The following is a 14,486-nucleotide window of genomic DNA, read 5'->3' on the forward strand; positions in this document are numbered from 1 at the left end:
ACTGAGCGCTCACGATCCCGTGGACTGAGCGCTCATGATCGTCTGGAATCAGTGCTCACGATCGCGTGGATTACGCAGACGCGCACAGAATTACGCATGGTCCAAGTTAAAATGGCGCGCCCCAATGGCGTGTGAGGCGCGGTTGCGGCGACGTCGTAAACGCCGCTGACGATGACGAGAAAAGCGCCGACCGCGCTGACGATGAACGCTGTCACGAAACCAGCGAGAAACTTCATGGCGTACCTTCCCCGACAGCCATTTTTTAAGTGGCATAGCGTACAAATCTAGCGACTGAAGTCGCAGAATCTACGAGGATGCGATTGATAGCGAAGCTAGAACTCGAATATCCGTGCATAGAAATGACAGTGCTGCTTCGATATCGCCTACTTCCAGCGCGACATGATTGAAGCCCACGGCGCGGGCCAGTTCCAGGCATAGGGGCCTCCCTCTTTTTAGAGGGTCGAGGGTTAGATGACGCCGCTGAAATACGATTCCATCTTCGGCTCGGCGCAACCCAAGAGCGCGATCGCGAAGCGGCCGCGCCGGCGAAACCAGTCCAGCTTTGCGGTAGTCGCGAACGAGGCGAAATTGTTCGCTGGACGGCGGCGGCCGTCACATGCTGAGCCGTGACCAGATCGAGATCATTCGTCGAGCTTGTGGCGCGTCTATTTCAAAGAAAGTCATGAATTCGGACGTCAGAAAGGGTGGAAGGAAAGCGCGAGGCGAACGTCGTTGCGGGGCGAATAGCGAAATCATGGCCGTCACTGTTACAAGGCAGCCGCTGGAAAAGGGTCCGAACCAACTTGAAGCACGTCGGGATCTGGAGCTTTTTGACGAACGGTCCGCAGACAAGCTGTTTATCTCGGTCGAACGTGTAACGGAGGGAACGGCGAACATGCAATTCTCGATCTTACATTCATCAACCAAGCGCCCGGGCTACGCGCTTGCGCCGGAAATCGCGCAGTGCGGGAGGGGGCGGGGCAGGGCGACAGGGATAGGCCGTTGCGAGGCCGTTAGAGCCCCAAGAAGCCGAGAAGTCCCTTTTTCTTTTGTAGGAGCTGAGCCTCGGCGGCTTGCCGGCGGACGGTATCGCGCATTTCTATGAGCTGCTCGTCGGGGATTGAAAAGTCGATCGCCGCCAAACCCAAATTCCTGCTCGCCTCTTTCAATTTTTCCTGCGCGTAGTCGGCCAGCGTCTTGTTCGCCATGTCGTTCCCCACGAAATTTTGCCGATGTTGTCCTAAACGTTGTCCAGCAGCGGCGGCTGTCGAGAAACTCGCCGACCGAAACCAACGCAACTACTTGAGTTTAATGGCTCCACGGCGTCGACAACTGAGAAATATGAATTTGCTATCACCCTCTGCCGGGATGCGCCACAGTCGCCGAAGATGCGCAAGCGCGACCGAGATCGCGCAGAAGCGTTACGCCTGGCCGGCGGTCCGCCGCCATCGCTCCGGGATCGCGCCGTTGTATCGGGCCGCCATTCCGAACGCTGCTTGAATCGTCGCATTGTGGCCAACTGCGGATGGTCCGCTTTGCCGACGCCAACCGCGAGAAGCGGACCTCAGACGAGCATCGGCATTCCGTCATTCAACGCAACGCGCCGGAACCGGGATAAGGGTGGTGGTGCCGCGCGAGTGACGTTAGCGTTCCCGTAGATGTCGTATTAACGTTGGTTCGTGCGAAAACGATTTCTGATGGCGATTTTATCGGGAGCCAAACTTACACACTGGCGGATGGCTCGAAGGTTCCCTCTGCCCGGTTCATAATTCGCTCTCTAAAAGTTGGTCCGTGAAAACTTAAAAATGTTGAAGCTGGAATCGTACCCGTCGAAGGCCCTATCTTATTGGGAGCAGAGTTTTTTAGGGCGCTTTAAGTCGTGGTGGGCCATCGATAATCAAAAGCATACTCTGCGTCTCGTTTACTAGGATCGTTGTTAACGATGACGACCCACACCTGCTCGGTCTCATCGTTTCCCGCGCCCCTTCCTCAGCCGCACGCCCGGCTTATCGCCGTTCTCTTCGATGAACTCGACGCCGACGAAAGTTTACTATGGTTGGCTTACATCCCGGACGGGGCGCTTTTTCGGAGGGTAATGACCGCCTGGATCGTCAACCCACACAACCGTGATACCGGCGCGTTCGGCATATGCGAGCGCTTGGAGGAAGGCGTCGGTGGGAGGCAGGCGCTCAGGGAAGGCGGTGGGATCTGGGTTCTGGCCAAACACATTGACGTTGACGTAGGCGAACACTGCGGGATCGGCAGTCGCATCTCGGCGAACATGGACCTCCACCACGGGGCCGTTCGGCAGGGCGCTGCGGTGTTCAATAATCCGCGTCATTTGCCTGCGTCCTGTTTCAGCCCCAGGCCCACCAATGAAAATTACCCCGGCGGCTTCGAGAGCGACTTGGATAGACGCCACCGCTCCAGCGGAAAGCTTTCGACGCTCACCCTCAAAATCTTCAATCATCGATACGCGCAAGCCCGCCATTTCGGCCAATTCTTCTTGCGTGATTCCTAAAAGGCTGCGAGCGGTGCGAGATTGTGTGGGGGTCATTGATCCTGTCTCTCCTCAATCTAACCCCCAGCCTTCGCCCCATCACCGTCGCGACGCCACCCGCCCACGGCTCGCTTCCGTTCCCAGGCTTTTCACCTTTCCTCAACTTCACGCAGGGCTCGTCGTCGAGCACGCTCGCAACAGTAGGCGGCTCTAAGCACCATCCGCCGTCGCACGAACGCCCCGAGCCCGGATGTACGACCGGGGCGTTTCTTACTTATCGCGCCGCATTTCTCAGCCTCTTCCATTGTTTAGGCCGATATTTGGCCAGATTCTTCGCCAGAATGCGACGAGTATGAAAGGTGCGCAACCAAGCGGCCTCGTGCAACGGCTGGAGGCGTCAATGGACTCGCTCGATCTTGAGTTGGTAACGGACGAAATCATCCCGAGGAGCGGAGATTCAACCACGTCGTCCCCTGAGTCGACGCATCTGCCTGCCCAGGTCGGCGATGGCGCCACGGCCGCACTGGGCCTTGTGTCGGAAGCGGCGGCGGCGATCAGAGAGCTTGAACGGGAGTCCGCTCAAGCGATAACTCGCGCGCGCAATGCGGTGAAAGAAGAGTTGGAGCGCGCCGAGCGCGCCGAAGAGATGTTGCGCTTGGCTGAGGCTCAGGTCGAGCAAATGATGGCTGCCGCCGAGCAGTCGGACAAAGATCTCGAGATCCTGCGATCGGAACTTGCCACCAAGACGGCAGAATTGGCCGCATCGACGCGCCGCGCGGACGATGCCGAGGTTGCCATGCAAAAAATCGTGGACGCGATCCGCACTCAGCTTCCTGTCAAATTGAGCATCGCGGCGGAGTAAATTAGAGCGTCCCGCCGAAGAAACGCCCCCGACCGTGGATGTAACGGCGGGGCGTTCTTTTTGCGTGGGCGACGAGTCGGCCGGTTGAACTTGCCGGGTATGCCATGCAAATCGTCGCCAGCGTTTGAAATCACTTCGCGCTGTTCAACACCTTGATGTCGAACGGCTTCAGCTCAGCGCTGTTCCTTAGAAAATCCGTGGCCTGACTTTCTCACGCTAGCTCACGCTTTCGCCGAACGTGATGGCACAAGCTGACAGGGGACCGAAATGACTCGCCCCACGCACTCGCCCTCGCGATGAATTTTTCCGCCGGCGGGGACAGGCGTCTCTGCGAAGGGAGCCTTGTGTCCGTCCTCGCTCGACCAGGCCTCGATCAGGTCCGCTCCGTCGTAAAGTTCGACCCGGTAATTGTCGGTGGAATTTTTATAGCGCGCCACAACGCCGCCGAAATTGCTGCGCGCCCGGCTGGCGTCGCGATCTCGTAGCGTTCCGAGTTGCTTCGCGCCCTTCCAGATGACGATGTTGAAACGTGGTTCACTCGATCGATTGGCATTCATTTTTGCGCCCCGATTTCGAATCGCCTGTGTTCATGCTTGCATGGCCCGGCCGGTTATGGCGATGGTGGCTCGGCAGCTTCCTTGGGGCGCCTCACAACCCACCCCGCTCGCCGCTCACCTAATTGACTATCACATGCTCTCACCCGCGCCTTCGCTGAGTATTACCTTGATATAATTGCGGTTGTTCCCCATCTCGCGTTCCTGTCTCGCCGACGGCGAAACGATCAGTCGTCAGAAGTAACGTAATTTCAGCTCCTCTAAACCGTTCCTGCTTAGGCGGATGACGAAGAAAAGCTTATCGAAGGTTTCAAAAGCGACGACGCAACTGGCTTTTTGGCAGCGTCACGCAATTTCGCAAAACCTCGATCGCTCGCGATGAATTTCTCAAGCATCGGCGCAATGAGTTTTGCCGGCTCGACCGGCTTTCCCGTTTCCTTTGCGAGTATCTCCGCATAGGCGACCAAATTTCGATGCAGCGCGGCCGGCAGCGTGACGGTGAGCTTGACCGGCTTGTCGTCTTGGATCGAGGCGAGTTTCAACTTGGTCATGGATCGACTCGCTTTGCGGCGATTGTTGCGCGTTCGTTGTATGGCGCGAGGACCAGGTCGCGCGTGATGATCACCCGCACTGGAAAACCCGGTCGGATAGTGAGCGTCGGCTGCATATTGAGGTTGCGGCCGACGATTTGTTGACCGGTTTGATTGAGGCTTTGCGCGCCTCCGCGGCGCAGCGCTTGAATGAGCGCGTTTTCATCGCCCGTCGTTCCGAGTTGCGTGCCGACGCCGAGAATGGTGGAGAGCGCCGCTGCGCCCACGAGACGCAGCCAATGATGATCGACTTCGTCTTCAAGCCCAGAATAGCCGGACGCATCAGTTCCGGGCTGGCGCTCAAGAACGATGGAACTGCCGCTGGGAAGAATAAGACGATTCCAGACGAGCAGCACCCGCGATTGGCCGAAGGCGATCTGCGAGTCATAGAGACCGATAAGTTTCGAACCTTGCGGGATCAGCAGAAACTTTCCCGTCGGGCTGTCATAGATGCTTTCGGTCGCCTGAGCGGTGATCTGACCCGGCAGATCAGAGCGAATGCCGGTGATGAGCGCCGCCGGAATCACAGCGCCTGCTTGCAGGACGTAACGCGAAGCCGGTTGTTCGAGCCGGTCGGAGCTCATGGTTCTGCGGTCGGCCGGCGCATTTACGAAGGCAAGTTTGCGATCCTGCATATTCTGGATCGCGCCAGGATCGATGGGCGCCGGTTCCGTGGTGAAGGGCGCGCTTTGAAATTGGAACTCGCCGTTCGATGAGTAAGACACTTGGGTCGAGGTAGTGGCGCGCTCATGCGCATTTGTCGCTGCGAAGAGTTTTGCCGTGCGGGCCGCTTCACGCTCCTGACCGATTCGCTGCTCTTCCGGATCGATCGCCGGCTGCGGCAATTGACCTTGGGCAGCAAGGATCGGTCGGCCGAGATCTCCTGGCAAAGGCGGTCCGAGCTTCGGGACGTTTTTGGGAAGCCCCGTATAGTCGCGGGGCAGCGCCGCGAGCCCATCTGCAGTGGTTTTGGCGTCAGTGTTATAAAGTTCCGGCGGCGGCTTGGTGCCTGAGCGCTCATGCAACGCCCAGAGCGTCAGACCGAGAATGAGCGACGACGAGACGCCGGCTAGCGTAATCAGCACGCGGCGCGAAAGCCGCGTTACGGTCGTCCGTTCAGGCCGCAGCCGCAATTGTTCAGCGAGCTTCTTTTCGTGCTCCGGCGGGTTCATATGGCTGGTCTTCCGTCGCTGCGCACGATCCGGACCACCCTTTGGTCGTCCGATCCAAAGCGCGGCTCCGCGGCGGCGAAGAGCCTATCGATCACCATGTGATGGCCGCGCACGCGATAATTGACGAGCTGGCTGTCGCCGGAAGCGCCGATGACGAAAAGCGGCGGCATTTCGCCTTGGGAGATGCCGCGCGGGAATTCGATATAGACCTTGCGGCCGTCGTCGAAGGCCCGCAGCGGGCGCCAGGGCGCGGCATCCCCCTCGATCGCGTAGCGGAAATTGAGGCTCCCGATATCGACGCCTGTATCGACCGGCATAACTTCTTCGGCCGCAGTGTTGCGCCGTCGAAGCGCAATGAACTCGTCGTGGGGATATTGCCAAGAGACGGAAGCCATATAGGTCTTTTCCGTTGCTCTGAGCTCCAGATGATAGGTGCGCCGATCCGTGTTGATCACGAGATTGGTCATAAGGTCAGGCCGCGTCGGTTTGACCATGATGTGAGTCTTCCTTGATGCGCCAACGCCGCTTTCCGTATCGCCGATGATCCAGCGCACAGTGTCGCCGGCGGCGACGGGGCCAGAGCCGACAAGCTGCTCGCCCTCCTGGAGCGCGATGTCGGTGATCTCTCCCGACGACGCATAGACCTGATAGAGCGCGCCTTCGGTGAAGGGATAGATTTGGACAGCGTTGATATAGCCGGCGCGTCGGGGCTGCACCCGCGCTGCGGCGTTCGCCTGGGCCACTCGGACTTTGGGATCGGGAGCTTCCAGCGTCTCCTTTAACTTCGACAAGGGTTTAAGCTGCCCCGGCAGCGGCAGGATCTTCGGAATCTCGACGATCTTGACCGGCTTCTCCGGATCGCTCTCAATCACCGCGGGGACGGGAATATCGTCATAGGCGATCTCGGGCGGCTTGAAGCTCATGCAGGCGGAAAGGGAGGTCGAAGCGAGTAGCGCGGCGACGAACCCTTCGAATCGGAACGGTGTCATTATCCGAGCTCCTTCGACCAGTTGATGGCGTGAATGAAAAGACCGAGCGGATTTTTGCGCAGGCGTTCGGCGTCACGCGGCGGTTGAACGACGATGGTGAGAATCGCGGTCCAGCGTTCGGTCGAAGCGAGGCTGGCGTTCTCATAGCGTCGCTCGGTCCAGGCAATACGGAAGGAAGCGGCAGCATTGCGGCGGCCTGCGTCTCGCTCTTTCCGACTGGTCCCGTCAGCAAGCCGCCCGCGATACGGGCGGCGCCAGCCCCGGCGAGAACCGCGCCGCCAACTGTAAGACCGGTTCCAACGACTGCGCCCGCACCGAGCTGCGGACCCACCCGAGACGATGCCTATGACAGGGTCATTGTCTTCTGCTCAGGCGACACACCCCGAAACAATCTTGGCTCATGGCAAATCCACCATGTGGACGCCCCAAAGAGCTCGAAGGGCATTCAGTTTTACGCCGCCAAGGACCGCGAAATGGCACGCAAGGCGGATTTCGGACTAATGATCTGGGACGGTAAGAGCCCTGGCACGGTACTAAACGCCCTGCGGCTCGTGCGCGCCGGCAAGATCTCCGTTCTCTTCAATGTCCCTGAGAAGGCTGCTCTCAATATCAAGTCGTCCGACCAATGGGAGGCCTTTCTCGCCCAATGCAGCGCTCAATTGCGTATGGACGTGAAGGAGCGTGCAACACCGGAAGAATGGGTCGGCGATCACACCGAATCGCAACCGAGCCTGCTTGATCCACTTAGTCAGTCGTCATCACAAACGCCTGTCCAGCCGAACGCGATGCCTTTCGATGAAGCGGTAACGATGCTCAATAAGGCGCTGGCATCCGGAGACGCCGCCACTATCATGGATACGCTCGGCGGCATCGCCCGCGATCGAGGCATGAGTCAGGTTGCCCGCGACACGGGCCTTGCCCGAGAAAGTCTCTATCGTTCACTCGACGCTGGCGGAAATCCCGAATTCGCGACCATTTTGAAGGTCTTCTCTTCAATCGGTCTTCGCCTCGAAGCTAAGGTCGGCGCCAACGCCGCTTTGCGTGCTCCTGCAAAGACGTAAAATTGCAAAGATGCTTCTCCAGCTTGGGAAGCTGCTTAGATCGGCGATTCGAACTCGTCGACGCTAAGAATGACGGTCTTTTTCGATGAACTCGACGAGATCATTTTCGCGCGCATCTCGAAGAAATCGACCGATCGATGCCGATAGTCGCTGAAACCGAGCGAATCGCAGATCGTCGAAATTCCTGTTTGGAATCAAGAGCGCAAATTTTTGACGGATCGGTGAGACGGCTCTTCTGCCTGCGCGGAAAAAATTCCGATGTGAGATCAACGTGTTATGATCTCTTAGAACCATCGAGTGGGAGTGAAACGACACATCGACATATGAGGCCCGACAGGGAATTCGAATGGACGTTGTCGAAACCGATCGACTGATCTTGAGAAATTTCAGGCAGGGTGATGCGGCCGATCTGTTTGCGTATCTGCACCAACCCAGGTCGAGTTGTTTCTTGTCTCTCAAACTGGAAGATCTCGGTGCTGCGGAAGCGGAAGTGGCAAAGCGCAGCAGCGACGACGCGCATATTGCCGTGTGTTTGCGAAGCTCCGGCAGGCTGATCGGTGACGTTTTCTGCGTACATGAGCCTCCCGACACATATTCGGTCGGGTGGAATTTCAACGCGGATTTTGGCGGCGCCGGGTTCGCCTCCGAGGCCGCACGGGCTCTCTTCGAACATCTGTTCTCGGTGAAGCGAGCCCGGCGCCTCTACGCTTATGTGGAGGAAGACAACATCGCCTCGCAGCGCTTGTGTGAGAAATTGGCGATGAGGCGGGAGGGACTGTTCAGAGAGTTCGTATCCTTCGTGACGGATGACGAAGGCGTCCCGATATTCGAGAACACGATGCAGTACGCCATTCTGCGAAAAGAGTGGGCGACGTGATGCTCGGCATCAACCGCGTGACCTACGACATCACGAGCCGCCGGGTACGATCGAGTGGGAGTGACCGGGGATTGTGGGGTACGCAGGGATAGCCCAGGATACAAAAGGGCCTGCCCCACTGAAGGAATTGTGGGTGATAGTTTCTGAGCGGCGCGCAGGCTTGGTCCTGGGTAAGGCCATCGAGGCGCGCAAGGAAGCGCCACCAAGCGCGCATCCTTTAGCTCTTCGCCACTAAACGGCAATGCGACGAACACTTGGCTTTTCGACACGCTAACTAAGGCCTATTGCGCGGCAGCCACGTCCGTCCGCGCAAAATCCTCGCCAACATAGAGCAAGGGACAGGAATGTTCCTTGGCGGCTTCATAGGCGAAGCAATCCCCAAAATTCAGTCCCGCCGGGTGCGCGCCCTTACCCCATCTCGCATAGGTCTCGGCGACGCGGCGCGCGGATGCAGGCGTGACGTTCAAAACGTCGAATCCGAGCCCATCGATCAGGCGCGACATCTCCTCCCCGACGTTGCGCCGCTGCGCGACAATGAGAGCTTCTGCCATGGTTACGGCCGAGATCAGCACAGACTTTTCGGCTTCCAGGACTTTGCTGCATCCTTCGGCTTCGGCTTCATCGAGGATGATCGCCATCAACGCAGATGTGTCCACAGCGATCATTTCGGCAGACCGTCCGCGTCATAAAGGAAGTCGTGGCTGCGGGCGGCGTCAGCGCCTGCTGTCGCCTTGGACGCGCCAGAGGCGCGCACTGCTTGAAGCAGCTTACGACGCGCTCTGCGGTCTAAAGAGGCCTTGGCGGGCGCCAGACGAGCGGCGGGCTGGCCATGCCGCGTGAGGATGATTTCCTCCCCGGCTTCGGCGCGTCGGACAAGCTCGGTAAGCTGCCCCTTGGCTTCGGTCACGGAAATCTTCATCGGCGCCTCATATGGACCAATGAATGGTCCATTTCGACCATTAGTCCAACCGCTGCTGGGGGTCAATGTCGCGCTTCCACAGATTGCGGAAGGCGCTAAATAGCCTGACTGTTCGATCCTCTATATTTATCCTCTATATTTAAAGGAGTCCGTTATGCGAAATCTCCTCATCCTCGCGATCGCCGCGTGCATTGGCGGCATGTTCTCGTCTGCGGCGAGCGCACGCCCCGTCACGACGGACGAGTGTCTCGCGCGCGGGCTTTGCGCTTACGTCAGCCCGAAGGGTCGCGTGACATGCGGAAAATGCCCTGGCCAGGTAAAATCAGTCTGGTTCGCCACGCGCAGCCAGGCTTCGAAGCATCGCAAGTAAGTTGCATCCTTTCGCTGGTCCCGTGCATCGCTCGGGGACGGACCGACAGGTTGGACCCATGATTTCCATGCATCCGCTGTCCGCGCCCTGGCCGTGGCGCTGTCCATCGGCCTTTATCTGGCGCTGGCGATCCTCGGCGTCGGCGGGGTTGACGCTTACTTCGCCAATCCGGCGCGGACGGCGCTTGTCGTCGTCACACTCGCGCTTGGAGTGGCGTCGCTCTTCGTCGGCGGCAACCTCAGCTCCGGCCTGCGCGAGGACCGCGGCAATCGGTGGGTCATCCCGGCTTTTTTCGTCATCGGGCTTCTCGGCGCCTATCTGCCCGCCTGGGCCGATCGGGAGGGACTGTGGAGATTGGACGGCGACGCCGTGCGCTGGCTCGGCGTCGCTCTGCTCGCGGCGGGCGGGGCGTTGCGGCTGTGGCCGGTCGCCGTGCTCGGGCGCCGCTTCAGCGGCCTTGTCGCCATTCAGCCGGGCCACGAACTCGTCACCACGGGACTCTACAGCCGCATCAGACATCCGAGCTATCTTGGCCTTCTGATCTCGGCGCTCGGCTGGGGACTGGGCTTCAACACGGCGGTGGGCGTCCTTATGGCGTTGGCGAATATTCCGCCGCTTGTCGCGCGGATGAACGCTGAGGAACGCTTGTTGAGTTCCGAGTTCGGCGCGGCCTATGAGGCCTATCGCGCGCATACGGCGCGACTTATTCCGGGCGTATATTAGCTTGCGAGTGTTGGAAGCGGACGGCGCCCGCTGCATCTACGGAATCGCCAACGCGGCAAAGGTAAACTCATGAAGCGTCTGCTGTCGCGCCTGTTGCTGCTCAGTGTTTTCATCGCGTTCCCCGCGCAGGCGGATGACGTCATAAAGCTCGCGCCGGGCGGCAGCGCGATCTTTACGTTGCAGGAGAATGTCACGACCGGCTATTCCTGGCGCATCGATCAGGCCGCGAGCCGTGATCTCGACATCCTGGCGATATCGGACGGCGGCCGCAGCGGCGGTCGGCGGCGCATGATCGGCAGCCCCAGCATGCGCCATTGGAAAATCCGCGCGCTCAAACCCGGACGCGCCGAAATCGTCTTCGCCTATCAGCGCCCATGGGAGCCAGCGCCGGTTCAAACCCGCAGCGTCGAGGTGGAGGTCGCGCCTTAGGTTCAGGCGTCGCTCTCGCGCGGGGATTTCATCGCGTCTTCGAGACTCATCTTGGCGGAGCCGGGCTTCGCCGGCTTTTGCTGGCTCTCGTGCGGCGCCCAGCCCGACGCCCAGACGATTTCGAAGCTCGCGCGAACGCGTCCGTCGGCGTCGCAGAAGCGCTCGGCGTAAATTTGCGCCGCGCGCGCCACGACATCTCGCCGCAAGGGTTTGCGTGAGCGTTTGACGAGGATATTGGCGGCGCCCATCGCGCGCAGATCCTTCATCAGCCCGAAGATTGACTCATAGCGCAGCGTGAAGCTGTCGACGTCGGCGACCGGCAGAGCGAAGCCGGCGCGCTGCAGCAGCCCGCCCATGTCGCGCACGTCGACGAAAGGCGACACGCGAGGACTTGCGCCGCCGGTGATTTCTTCTTCGGCCTGCGCAAAGGCGGCGCGAAGCTCGACAAGACTGGCGCCGCCGGCGAGGCAGGCGAGGAAGAGTCCGTCAGGCGCAAGCATGCGTCTCGCTTGCGCCAGCGCGCCGGGCAGATCGTTGACCCACTGCAGCGACATGCCGGAGACGATCAAATCAAATGAGCCCGGCGCGAAGGGCGGCGCTTCTTCGTCAATGATGAGGTCGCCAGCATGGCCGCTCGCGCGCAAAGGCCGCGCACGGCCGCTCGCCACGACGGCTTGCGCGAAATGTTCGCTTGGCGAACCGAGATCGAGCGCGCGCGGAAATTCGCGCTTCACCGTCAGCAGGCGATCGAGCAGATCGTCGGCGGCGCGCGTCATCAGGAAATCCGGCGCGCCTTTTGGCAGGGCGCGGCGCAAGCGCCAGCGCAGCAGTGCGCGATCAAAAATCTTCGGCGGTCCGGCTGTCTCGCTCATGCCTTATTACCGCGCCCGCGCCAGTTACCCTGCAAGTGCGCAATGCGCATGAATTTCGACGAAAGGATGGCGCAATCTTGAAGCGACGATCTGAAGCGAAGCGGTCGCGACGATAGAACATCCCATATTATCTTAACGTTAAGCCATAACCTGAAAACGCGAAACGTTTCGACAAGATCGTGGCGAAAGTTAGACTGCCGCCATTCGAGAAGTCGCTGTCGAGGCTTCAACACGTAGGGTGTAGCGTCATGCGTAAACTGTTTGCTTTTTTGCGTCGATCCCGCACCGTCAAGTCAACCGGAACGCTTCAGGCAGTTTTGACGGCGACAGTCGTCGGGCTTGGCGTCGCCGCGCTTCCGCAGGACGCGAACGCGCGCAATATCGTCTCTTTCTCTCCCCACGTCGCTCCCGGCACCGTCGTGATCAGCGCCAGCCAGCGGAGGCTTTTCTACGTCGTCGACACCGGAGTCGCCATCAGCTATCCGGTGGCCGTTCCCAAGCGCGGCAAGGAATGGTCGGGCGCGACCTCCATCGAGGGAAAATATGTCAATCCCGACTGGGTTCCGCCAGCGGTGGTGAAGGCCGATCACCCGGAGCTGCCGAATTTCATTCGTGGCGGCTCGCCGCGCAACCCGATGGGCGTGCGCGCTTTGACGCTCAGCAGCGGCGAAGTGGCGATTCACGGCACGACCCAGAGGATGCGCGCGTCAATCGGCACGGCCGCCTCCTACGGCTGCATCCGAATGTTGAACGAAGACGTTTCCGACCTCTACGATCGCGTCGACGTCGGATCGCCGGTCATGATGACGCGCTAGCCCAGGCGATCCATCAAAAAACGCCAGCCTCGCCCGCGAACCGTGCGGACGAGGCTTTTTTGCTCTCTCCGCAGGGAGGGGCTCGTGTCCACCGCGCGATTTCATCCTTTATCCAGAGCTTTTTTTTGGCGCGCGTGGCTGTGGAAGAGGGCAGCTGCGCCATGGACGCAGCCATGCGAATCCCGCAGTCTCTGCCTCCAACAGGGTCTGACCATCGCTTTTTTGGCGTCCTAGTTCTTGTGTGGAGTATAGTGATTGCAAGAGATGATTCGACTTTGAATCAATCGCTTGAAAAGGAGGCGCCCTCACGCAAAGCTCCACGACGCATCGTCGCCTGTCTTTTAGTCGCCGCGTTATGCTGACATTGAAAAAAAGGTTGGCACATGCTGATCGCAACGGAAAAAGAAACGGAACGCGCTGAACATCCGGTGGATGTTGTGGAGCAACTGGCGTCCACCAATGACTGGTCCTTCGATCGGGACGACGAAGACGAGATTTCGATTTCCGTCGCCGGAGCTTGGACGGAATATCACGTCGCTTTTACTTGGCTTCCGCAGCTCGAAACGCTGCACGTCAGTTGCGCTTTCGATCTCAAGGCGCCCGAGCGCAGGCGCGGTGAACTGATGTCGCTGGTCAATGCGATCAACGAGCAGATGTGGATCGGGCATTTCGACTTCTGGCCGAAGGAGGGCGTGGCGATGCACCGTCATGGCCTTATCCTGACGGGAGGGGCGCAGCCCTCGGCGACGCAATGCGCAGCCTTGCTCGACAACGCGCTTCAGGCGTGTGAGCGGCATTATCAAGCCTTTCAATTTGTGCTCTGGGCCGGAAAGAACGCCAGGGAAGCGCTCGCCACCGCCAATTTCGAGACGAAAGGCGAGGCGTGACCGACGCGGGCGGCCTGCGCGGAAAGTCGGTCGCTCTGATCGGCGCCGGAAACATGGGGCTGGCGTTGCTCGAAGGCTGGGCCGCGCAGAATCTGCTGGGCGCAGCGTCAATCGTCGAGCCGCAGCCCTCCCAGCGGCTCCAGGAGTTGTGCGCCGCGCAGGGTTACGCGCTGAACGGCGCGGCTGCGCCATGCGACGCCGTGGTTCTCGCCGTTAAGCCGCAGGCGATCGAGTCGGGCTCCGCGGCGGCTGCTCCTTTCGTGGCGCGCGATACCGTTGTCGTGTCGATCCTCGCCGGCAAGCGCACCGCGGACGTCGCCGCGCGTCTGCCGACGCAAGCTGTGGTGCGCGCAATGCCCAATACGCCGGCGGCGATCGGGCGCGGCGTCACCGGGGCCTTCGCGAGCGCGGCGACGAGCGCTCTTCAGCGCGGGCTCGCCGACGCATTGCTTCGCGCCGTCGGGGGCGTCGAATGGGTCGATGACGAGGCGCTCATCGACGTGGTGACGGCGGTTTCCGGATCGGGTCCCGCTTATGTCTTCTATTTCGCCGAATGCCTTGCCGCCGCCGGGGCCGAAGCCGGTCTGCCGGCGGCCCTCGCGGCGCGGCTGGCGCGCGCGACGGTCGAAGGCGCCGGCGAACTGATGCGCCGACAACCCGAGACGGGCCCTGACGAATTGCGCCGGCGCGTGACGTCGCCAGGCGGCACGACGGCGGCGGCGCTTGAGGTTCTTGAGGCGCCGGACGGCCTCGCCGCGCTGATGCGCCGCGCCGTAGCTGCGGCGAAGCGCCGGGCAGGGGAACTTTCCGGTTGAGACGGCGCGCGCCTTGTCCCGCGGCCCGGCGACAATAGAATACTGACTAGA

General features: G+C 60.4%; 18 protein-coding genes and 1 pseudogene. 9 read left to right on the top strand and 10 right to left on the bottom strand.

The genetic code is table 11. The annotated features are described in order from the left end of the window. Positions 1 to 471 precede the first annotated feature (471 nt). Positions 472 to 630, top strand: a complete 159-nt coding sequence (locus HUN39_RS17510; RefSeq protein WP_175095729.1) for a hypothetical protein — start codon at positions 472 to 474, stop codon at positions 628 to 630. 383 nt (positions 631 to 1,013) lie between these two features. On the opposite strand, the gene HUN39_RS17515 is transcribed toward HUN39_RS17510, so the two are convergent. Both HUN39_RS17515 and HUN39_RS17520 read right to left on the bottom strand, forming a co-directional pair. Continuing rightward, complete coding sequence (locus HUN39_RS17515; RefSeq protein WP_175095730.1) at positions 1,014 to 1,208, bottom strand: hypothetical protein; 195 nt, start codon at positions 1,206 to 1,208, stop codon at positions 1,014 to 1,016. An 842-nt stretch (positions 1,209 to 2,050) separates the two neighbouring features. Beyond that, the gene (locus tag HUN39_RS17520; RefSeq protein WP_175095731.1) at positions 2,051 to 2,557 is read right to left on the bottom strand and encodes a helix-turn-helix domain-containing protein; all 507 of its coding nucleotides are present in this window, start codon (positions 2,555 to 2,557) and stop codon (positions 2,051 to 2,053) included. 343 nt (positions 2,558 to 2,900) lie between these two features. On the opposite strand from HUN39_RS17520, the gene HUN39_RS17525 reads away from it, so the two are divergent. Then, positions 2,901 to 3,362, top strand: coding sequence for an ABC transporter permease (locus HUN39_RS17525; RefSeq protein ID WP_175095732.1), 462 nt, complete (start codon positions 2,901 to 2,903; stop codon positions 3,360 to 3,362). 221 nt (positions 3,363 to 3,583) lie between these two features. Here HUN39_RS17525 and HUN39_RS17530 read toward each other — a convergent pair whose 3' ends face one another. The 5 genes and pseudogenes from HUN39_RS17530 to HUN39_RS17550 all read right to left on the bottom strand — a co-directional run. Further along, the gene (locus HUN39_RS17530; RefSeq protein ID WP_175095733.1) at positions 3,584 to 3,919 is read right to left on the bottom strand and encodes a hypothetical protein; all 336 of its coding nucleotides are present in this window, start codon (positions 3,917 to 3,919) and stop codon (positions 3,584 to 3,586) included. A gap of 272 nt (positions 3,920 to 4,191) precedes the next feature. Then, a complete protein-coding gene (locus HUN39_RS17535; protein ID WP_175095734.1) occupies positions 4,192 to 4,467 on the bottom strand; it encodes a DUF2274 domain-containing protein in 276 nt (91 codons plus the stop codon). After that, positions 4,464 to 5,678, bottom strand: coding sequence for a TrbI/VirB10 family protein (locus HUN39_RS17540; protein WP_175095735.1), 1,215 nt, complete (start codon positions 5,676 to 5,678; stop codon positions 4,464 to 4,466). The genes HUN39_RS17535 and HUN39_RS17540 overlap by 4 nt, the downstream gene beginning before the upstream one ends. Further along, positions 5,675 to 6,667, bottom strand: a complete 993-nt coding sequence (trbG, locus tag HUN39_RS17545) for a P-type conjugative transfer protein TrbG (protein ID WP_175095736.1) — start codon at positions 6,665 to 6,667, stop codon at positions 5,675 to 5,677. The genes HUN39_RS17540 and trbG overlap by 4 nt, the downstream gene beginning before the upstream one ends. Further along, positions 6,667 to 6,852: pseudogene (locus HUN39_RS17550) on the bottom strand (VirB8/TrbF family protein); the annotation flags it as partial. The pseudogene HUN39_RS17550 and the gene trbG, both read right to left, overlap by 1 nt. Before the next feature lie 288 nt (positions 6,853 to 7,140). On the opposite strand from HUN39_RS17550, the gene HUN39_RS19355 reads away from it, so the two are divergent. Both HUN39_RS19355 and HUN39_RS17560 read left to right on the top strand, forming a co-directional pair. Then, a complete protein-coding gene (locus HUN39_RS19355; protein ID WP_232366190.1) occupies positions 7,141 to 7,728 on the top strand; it encodes an addiction module antidote protein in 588 nt (195 codons plus the stop codon). A 346-nt stretch (positions 7,729 to 8,074) separates the two neighbouring features. Next, complete coding sequence (locus HUN39_RS17560) at positions 8,075 to 8,605, top strand: GNAT family N-acetyltransferase (protein ID WP_175095737.1); 531 nt, start codon at positions 8,075 to 8,077, stop codon at positions 8,603 to 8,605. Positions 8,606 to 8,886: 281 nt separating this feature from the next. On the opposite strand, the gene HUN39_RS17565 is transcribed toward HUN39_RS17560, so the two are convergent. Both HUN39_RS17565 and HUN39_RS17570 read right to left on the bottom strand, forming a co-directional pair. Continuing rightward, complete coding sequence (locus tag HUN39_RS17565; protein WP_175095738.1) at positions 8,887 to 9,270, bottom strand: type II toxin-antitoxin system VapC family toxin; 384 nt, start codon at positions 9,268 to 9,270, stop codon at positions 8,887 to 8,889. Next, positions 9,267 to 9,524, bottom strand: coding sequence for a type II toxin-antitoxin system Phd/YefM family antitoxin (locus tag HUN39_RS17570; RefSeq protein ID WP_175095739.1), 258 nt, complete (start codon positions 9,522 to 9,524; stop codon positions 9,267 to 9,269). Before HUN39_RS17570 ends, HUN39_RS17565 begins: the two co-directional genes overlap by 4 nt. A gap of 463 nt (positions 9,525 to 9,987) precedes the next feature. Here HUN39_RS17570 and HUN39_RS17575 point away from each other — a divergent pair, with 463 nt between their 5' ends. Both HUN39_RS17575 and HUN39_RS17580 read left to right on the top strand, forming a co-directional pair. Continuing rightward, on the top strand, positions 9,988 to 10,617 hold the full coding sequence (locus HUN39_RS17575; RefSeq protein WP_332310786.1) for a methyltransferase family protein: 630 nt from the start codon (positions 9,988 to 9,990) through the stop codon (positions 10,615 to 10,617). 69 nt (positions 10,618 to 10,686) lie between these two features. Then, positions 10,687 to 11,046, top strand: coding sequence for a protease inhibitor I42 family protein (locus HUN39_RS17580; RefSeq protein ID WP_175095740.1), 360 nt, complete (start codon positions 10,687 to 10,689; stop codon positions 11,044 to 11,046). 2 nt (positions 11,047 to 11,048) lie between these two features. Here the strand turns inward: HUN39_RS17580 and HUN39_RS17585 are convergent, their stop codons facing one another. Then, positions 11,049 to 11,918 carry a methyltransferase domain-containing protein gene (locus HUN39_RS17585; protein WP_175095741.1) on the bottom strand — a complete coding sequence of 290 codons (870 nt, stop codon included), beginning with the start codon at positions 11,916 to 11,918 and terminating at the stop codon, positions 11,049 to 11,051. Positions 11,919 to 12,166: 248 nt separating this feature from the next. Between HUN39_RS17585 and HUN39_RS17590 the strand changes: the two genes are divergently transcribed. From HUN39_RS17590 to proC, 3 genes are all read left to right on the top strand, one after another. After that, positions 12,167 to 12,733, top strand: coding sequence for a L,D-transpeptidase (locus HUN39_RS17590; RefSeq protein WP_175095742.1), 567 nt, complete (start codon positions 12,167 to 12,169; stop codon positions 12,731 to 12,733). Positions 12,734 to 13,116: 383 nt separating this feature from the next. Beyond that, positions 13,117 to 13,620: a type III secretion system chaperone family protein gene (locus HUN39_RS17595; RefSeq protein ID WP_175095743.1), complete on the top strand. Its 504-nt coding sequence runs from the start codon at positions 13,117 to 13,119 to the stop codon at positions 13,618 to 13,620. Then, on the top strand, positions 13,617 to 14,435 hold the full coding sequence (gene proC / locus HUN39_RS17600; RefSeq protein ID WP_175095744.1) for a pyrroline-5-carboxylate reductase: 819 nt from the start codon (positions 13,617 to 13,619) through the stop codon (positions 14,433 to 14,435). Before HUN39_RS17595 ends, proC begins: the two co-directional genes overlap by 4 nt. Positions 14,436 to 14,486 lie beyond the last annotated feature (51 nt).

Source organism: Methylocystis silviterrae (genome assembly GCF_013350005.1).
GTDB lineage: Bacteria > Pseudomonadota > Alphaproteobacteria > Rhizobiales > Beijerinckiaceae > Methylocystis > Methylocystis silviterrae.

Excerpts from the sequence above, each read along its gene's own strand:
- HUN39_RS17565 (WP_175095738.1), bottom strand. The coding sequence starts at position 9,270 with ATGATCGCTGTGGACACATCTGCGTTGATGGCGATCATCCTCGATGAA.
- trbG (WP_175095736.1), bottom strand. The coding sequence starts at position 6,667 with ATGACACCGTTCCGATTCGAAGGGTTCGTCGCCGCGCTACTCGCTTCG.
- HUN39_RS17570 (WP_175095739.1), bottom strand. The coding sequence starts at position 9,524 with ATGAAGATTTCCGTGACCGAAGCCAAGGGGCAGCTTACCGAGCTTGTC.
- HUN39_RS17595 (WP_175095743.1), top strand. The coding sequence starts at position 13,117 with ATGCTGATCGCAACGGAAAAAGAAACGGAACGCGCTGAACATCCGGTG.
- HUN39_RS19355 (WP_232366190.1), top strand. The coding sequence starts at position 7,141 with ATGGCACGCAAGGCGGATTTCGGACTAATGATCTGGGACGGTAAGAGC.
- HUN39_RS17525 (WP_175095732.1), top strand. The coding sequence starts at position 2,901 with ATGGACTCGCTCGATCTTGAGTTGGTAACGGACGAAATCATCCCGAGG.
- HUN39_RS17535 (WP_175095734.1), bottom strand. The coding sequence starts at position 4,467 with ATGACCAAGTTGAAACTCGCCTCGATCCAAGACGACAAGCCGGTCAAG.
- HUN39_RS17560 (WP_175095737.1), top strand. The coding sequence starts at position 8,075 with ATGGACGTTGTCGAAACCGATCGACTGATCTTGAGAAATTTCAGGCAG.
- HUN39_RS17580 (WP_175095740.1), top strand. The coding sequence starts at position 10,687 with ATGAAGCGTCTGCTGTCGCGCCTGTTGCTGCTCAGTGTTTTCATCGCG.
- HUN39_RS17590 (WP_175095742.1), top strand. The coding sequence starts at position 12,167 with ATGCGTAAACTGTTTGCTTTTTTGCGTCGATCCCGCACCGTCAAGTCA.
- HUN39_RS17540 (WP_175095735.1), bottom strand. The coding sequence starts at position 5,678 with ATGAACCCGCCGGAGCACGAAAAGAAGCTCGCTGAACAATTGCGGCTG.
- HUN39_RS17585 (WP_175095741.1), bottom strand. The coding sequence starts at position 11,918 with ATGAGCGAGACAGCCGGACCGCCGAAGATTTTTGATCGCGCACTGCTG.
- HUN39_RS17530 (WP_175095733.1), bottom strand. The coding sequence starts at position 3,919 with ATGAATGCCAATCGATCGAGTGAACCACGTTTCAACATCGTCATCTGG.
- HUN39_RS17520 (WP_175095731.1), bottom strand. The coding sequence starts at position 2,557 with ATGACCCCCACACAATCTCGCACCGCTCGCAGCCTTTTAGGAATCACG.
- HUN39_RS17510 (WP_175095729.1), top strand. The coding sequence starts at position 472 with ATGACGCCGCTGAAATACGATTCCATCTTCGGCTCGGCGCAACCCAAG.
- HUN39_RS17515 (WP_175095730.1), bottom strand. The coding sequence starts at position 1,208 with ATGGCGAACAAGACGCTGGCCGACTACGCGCAGGAAAAATTGAAAGAG.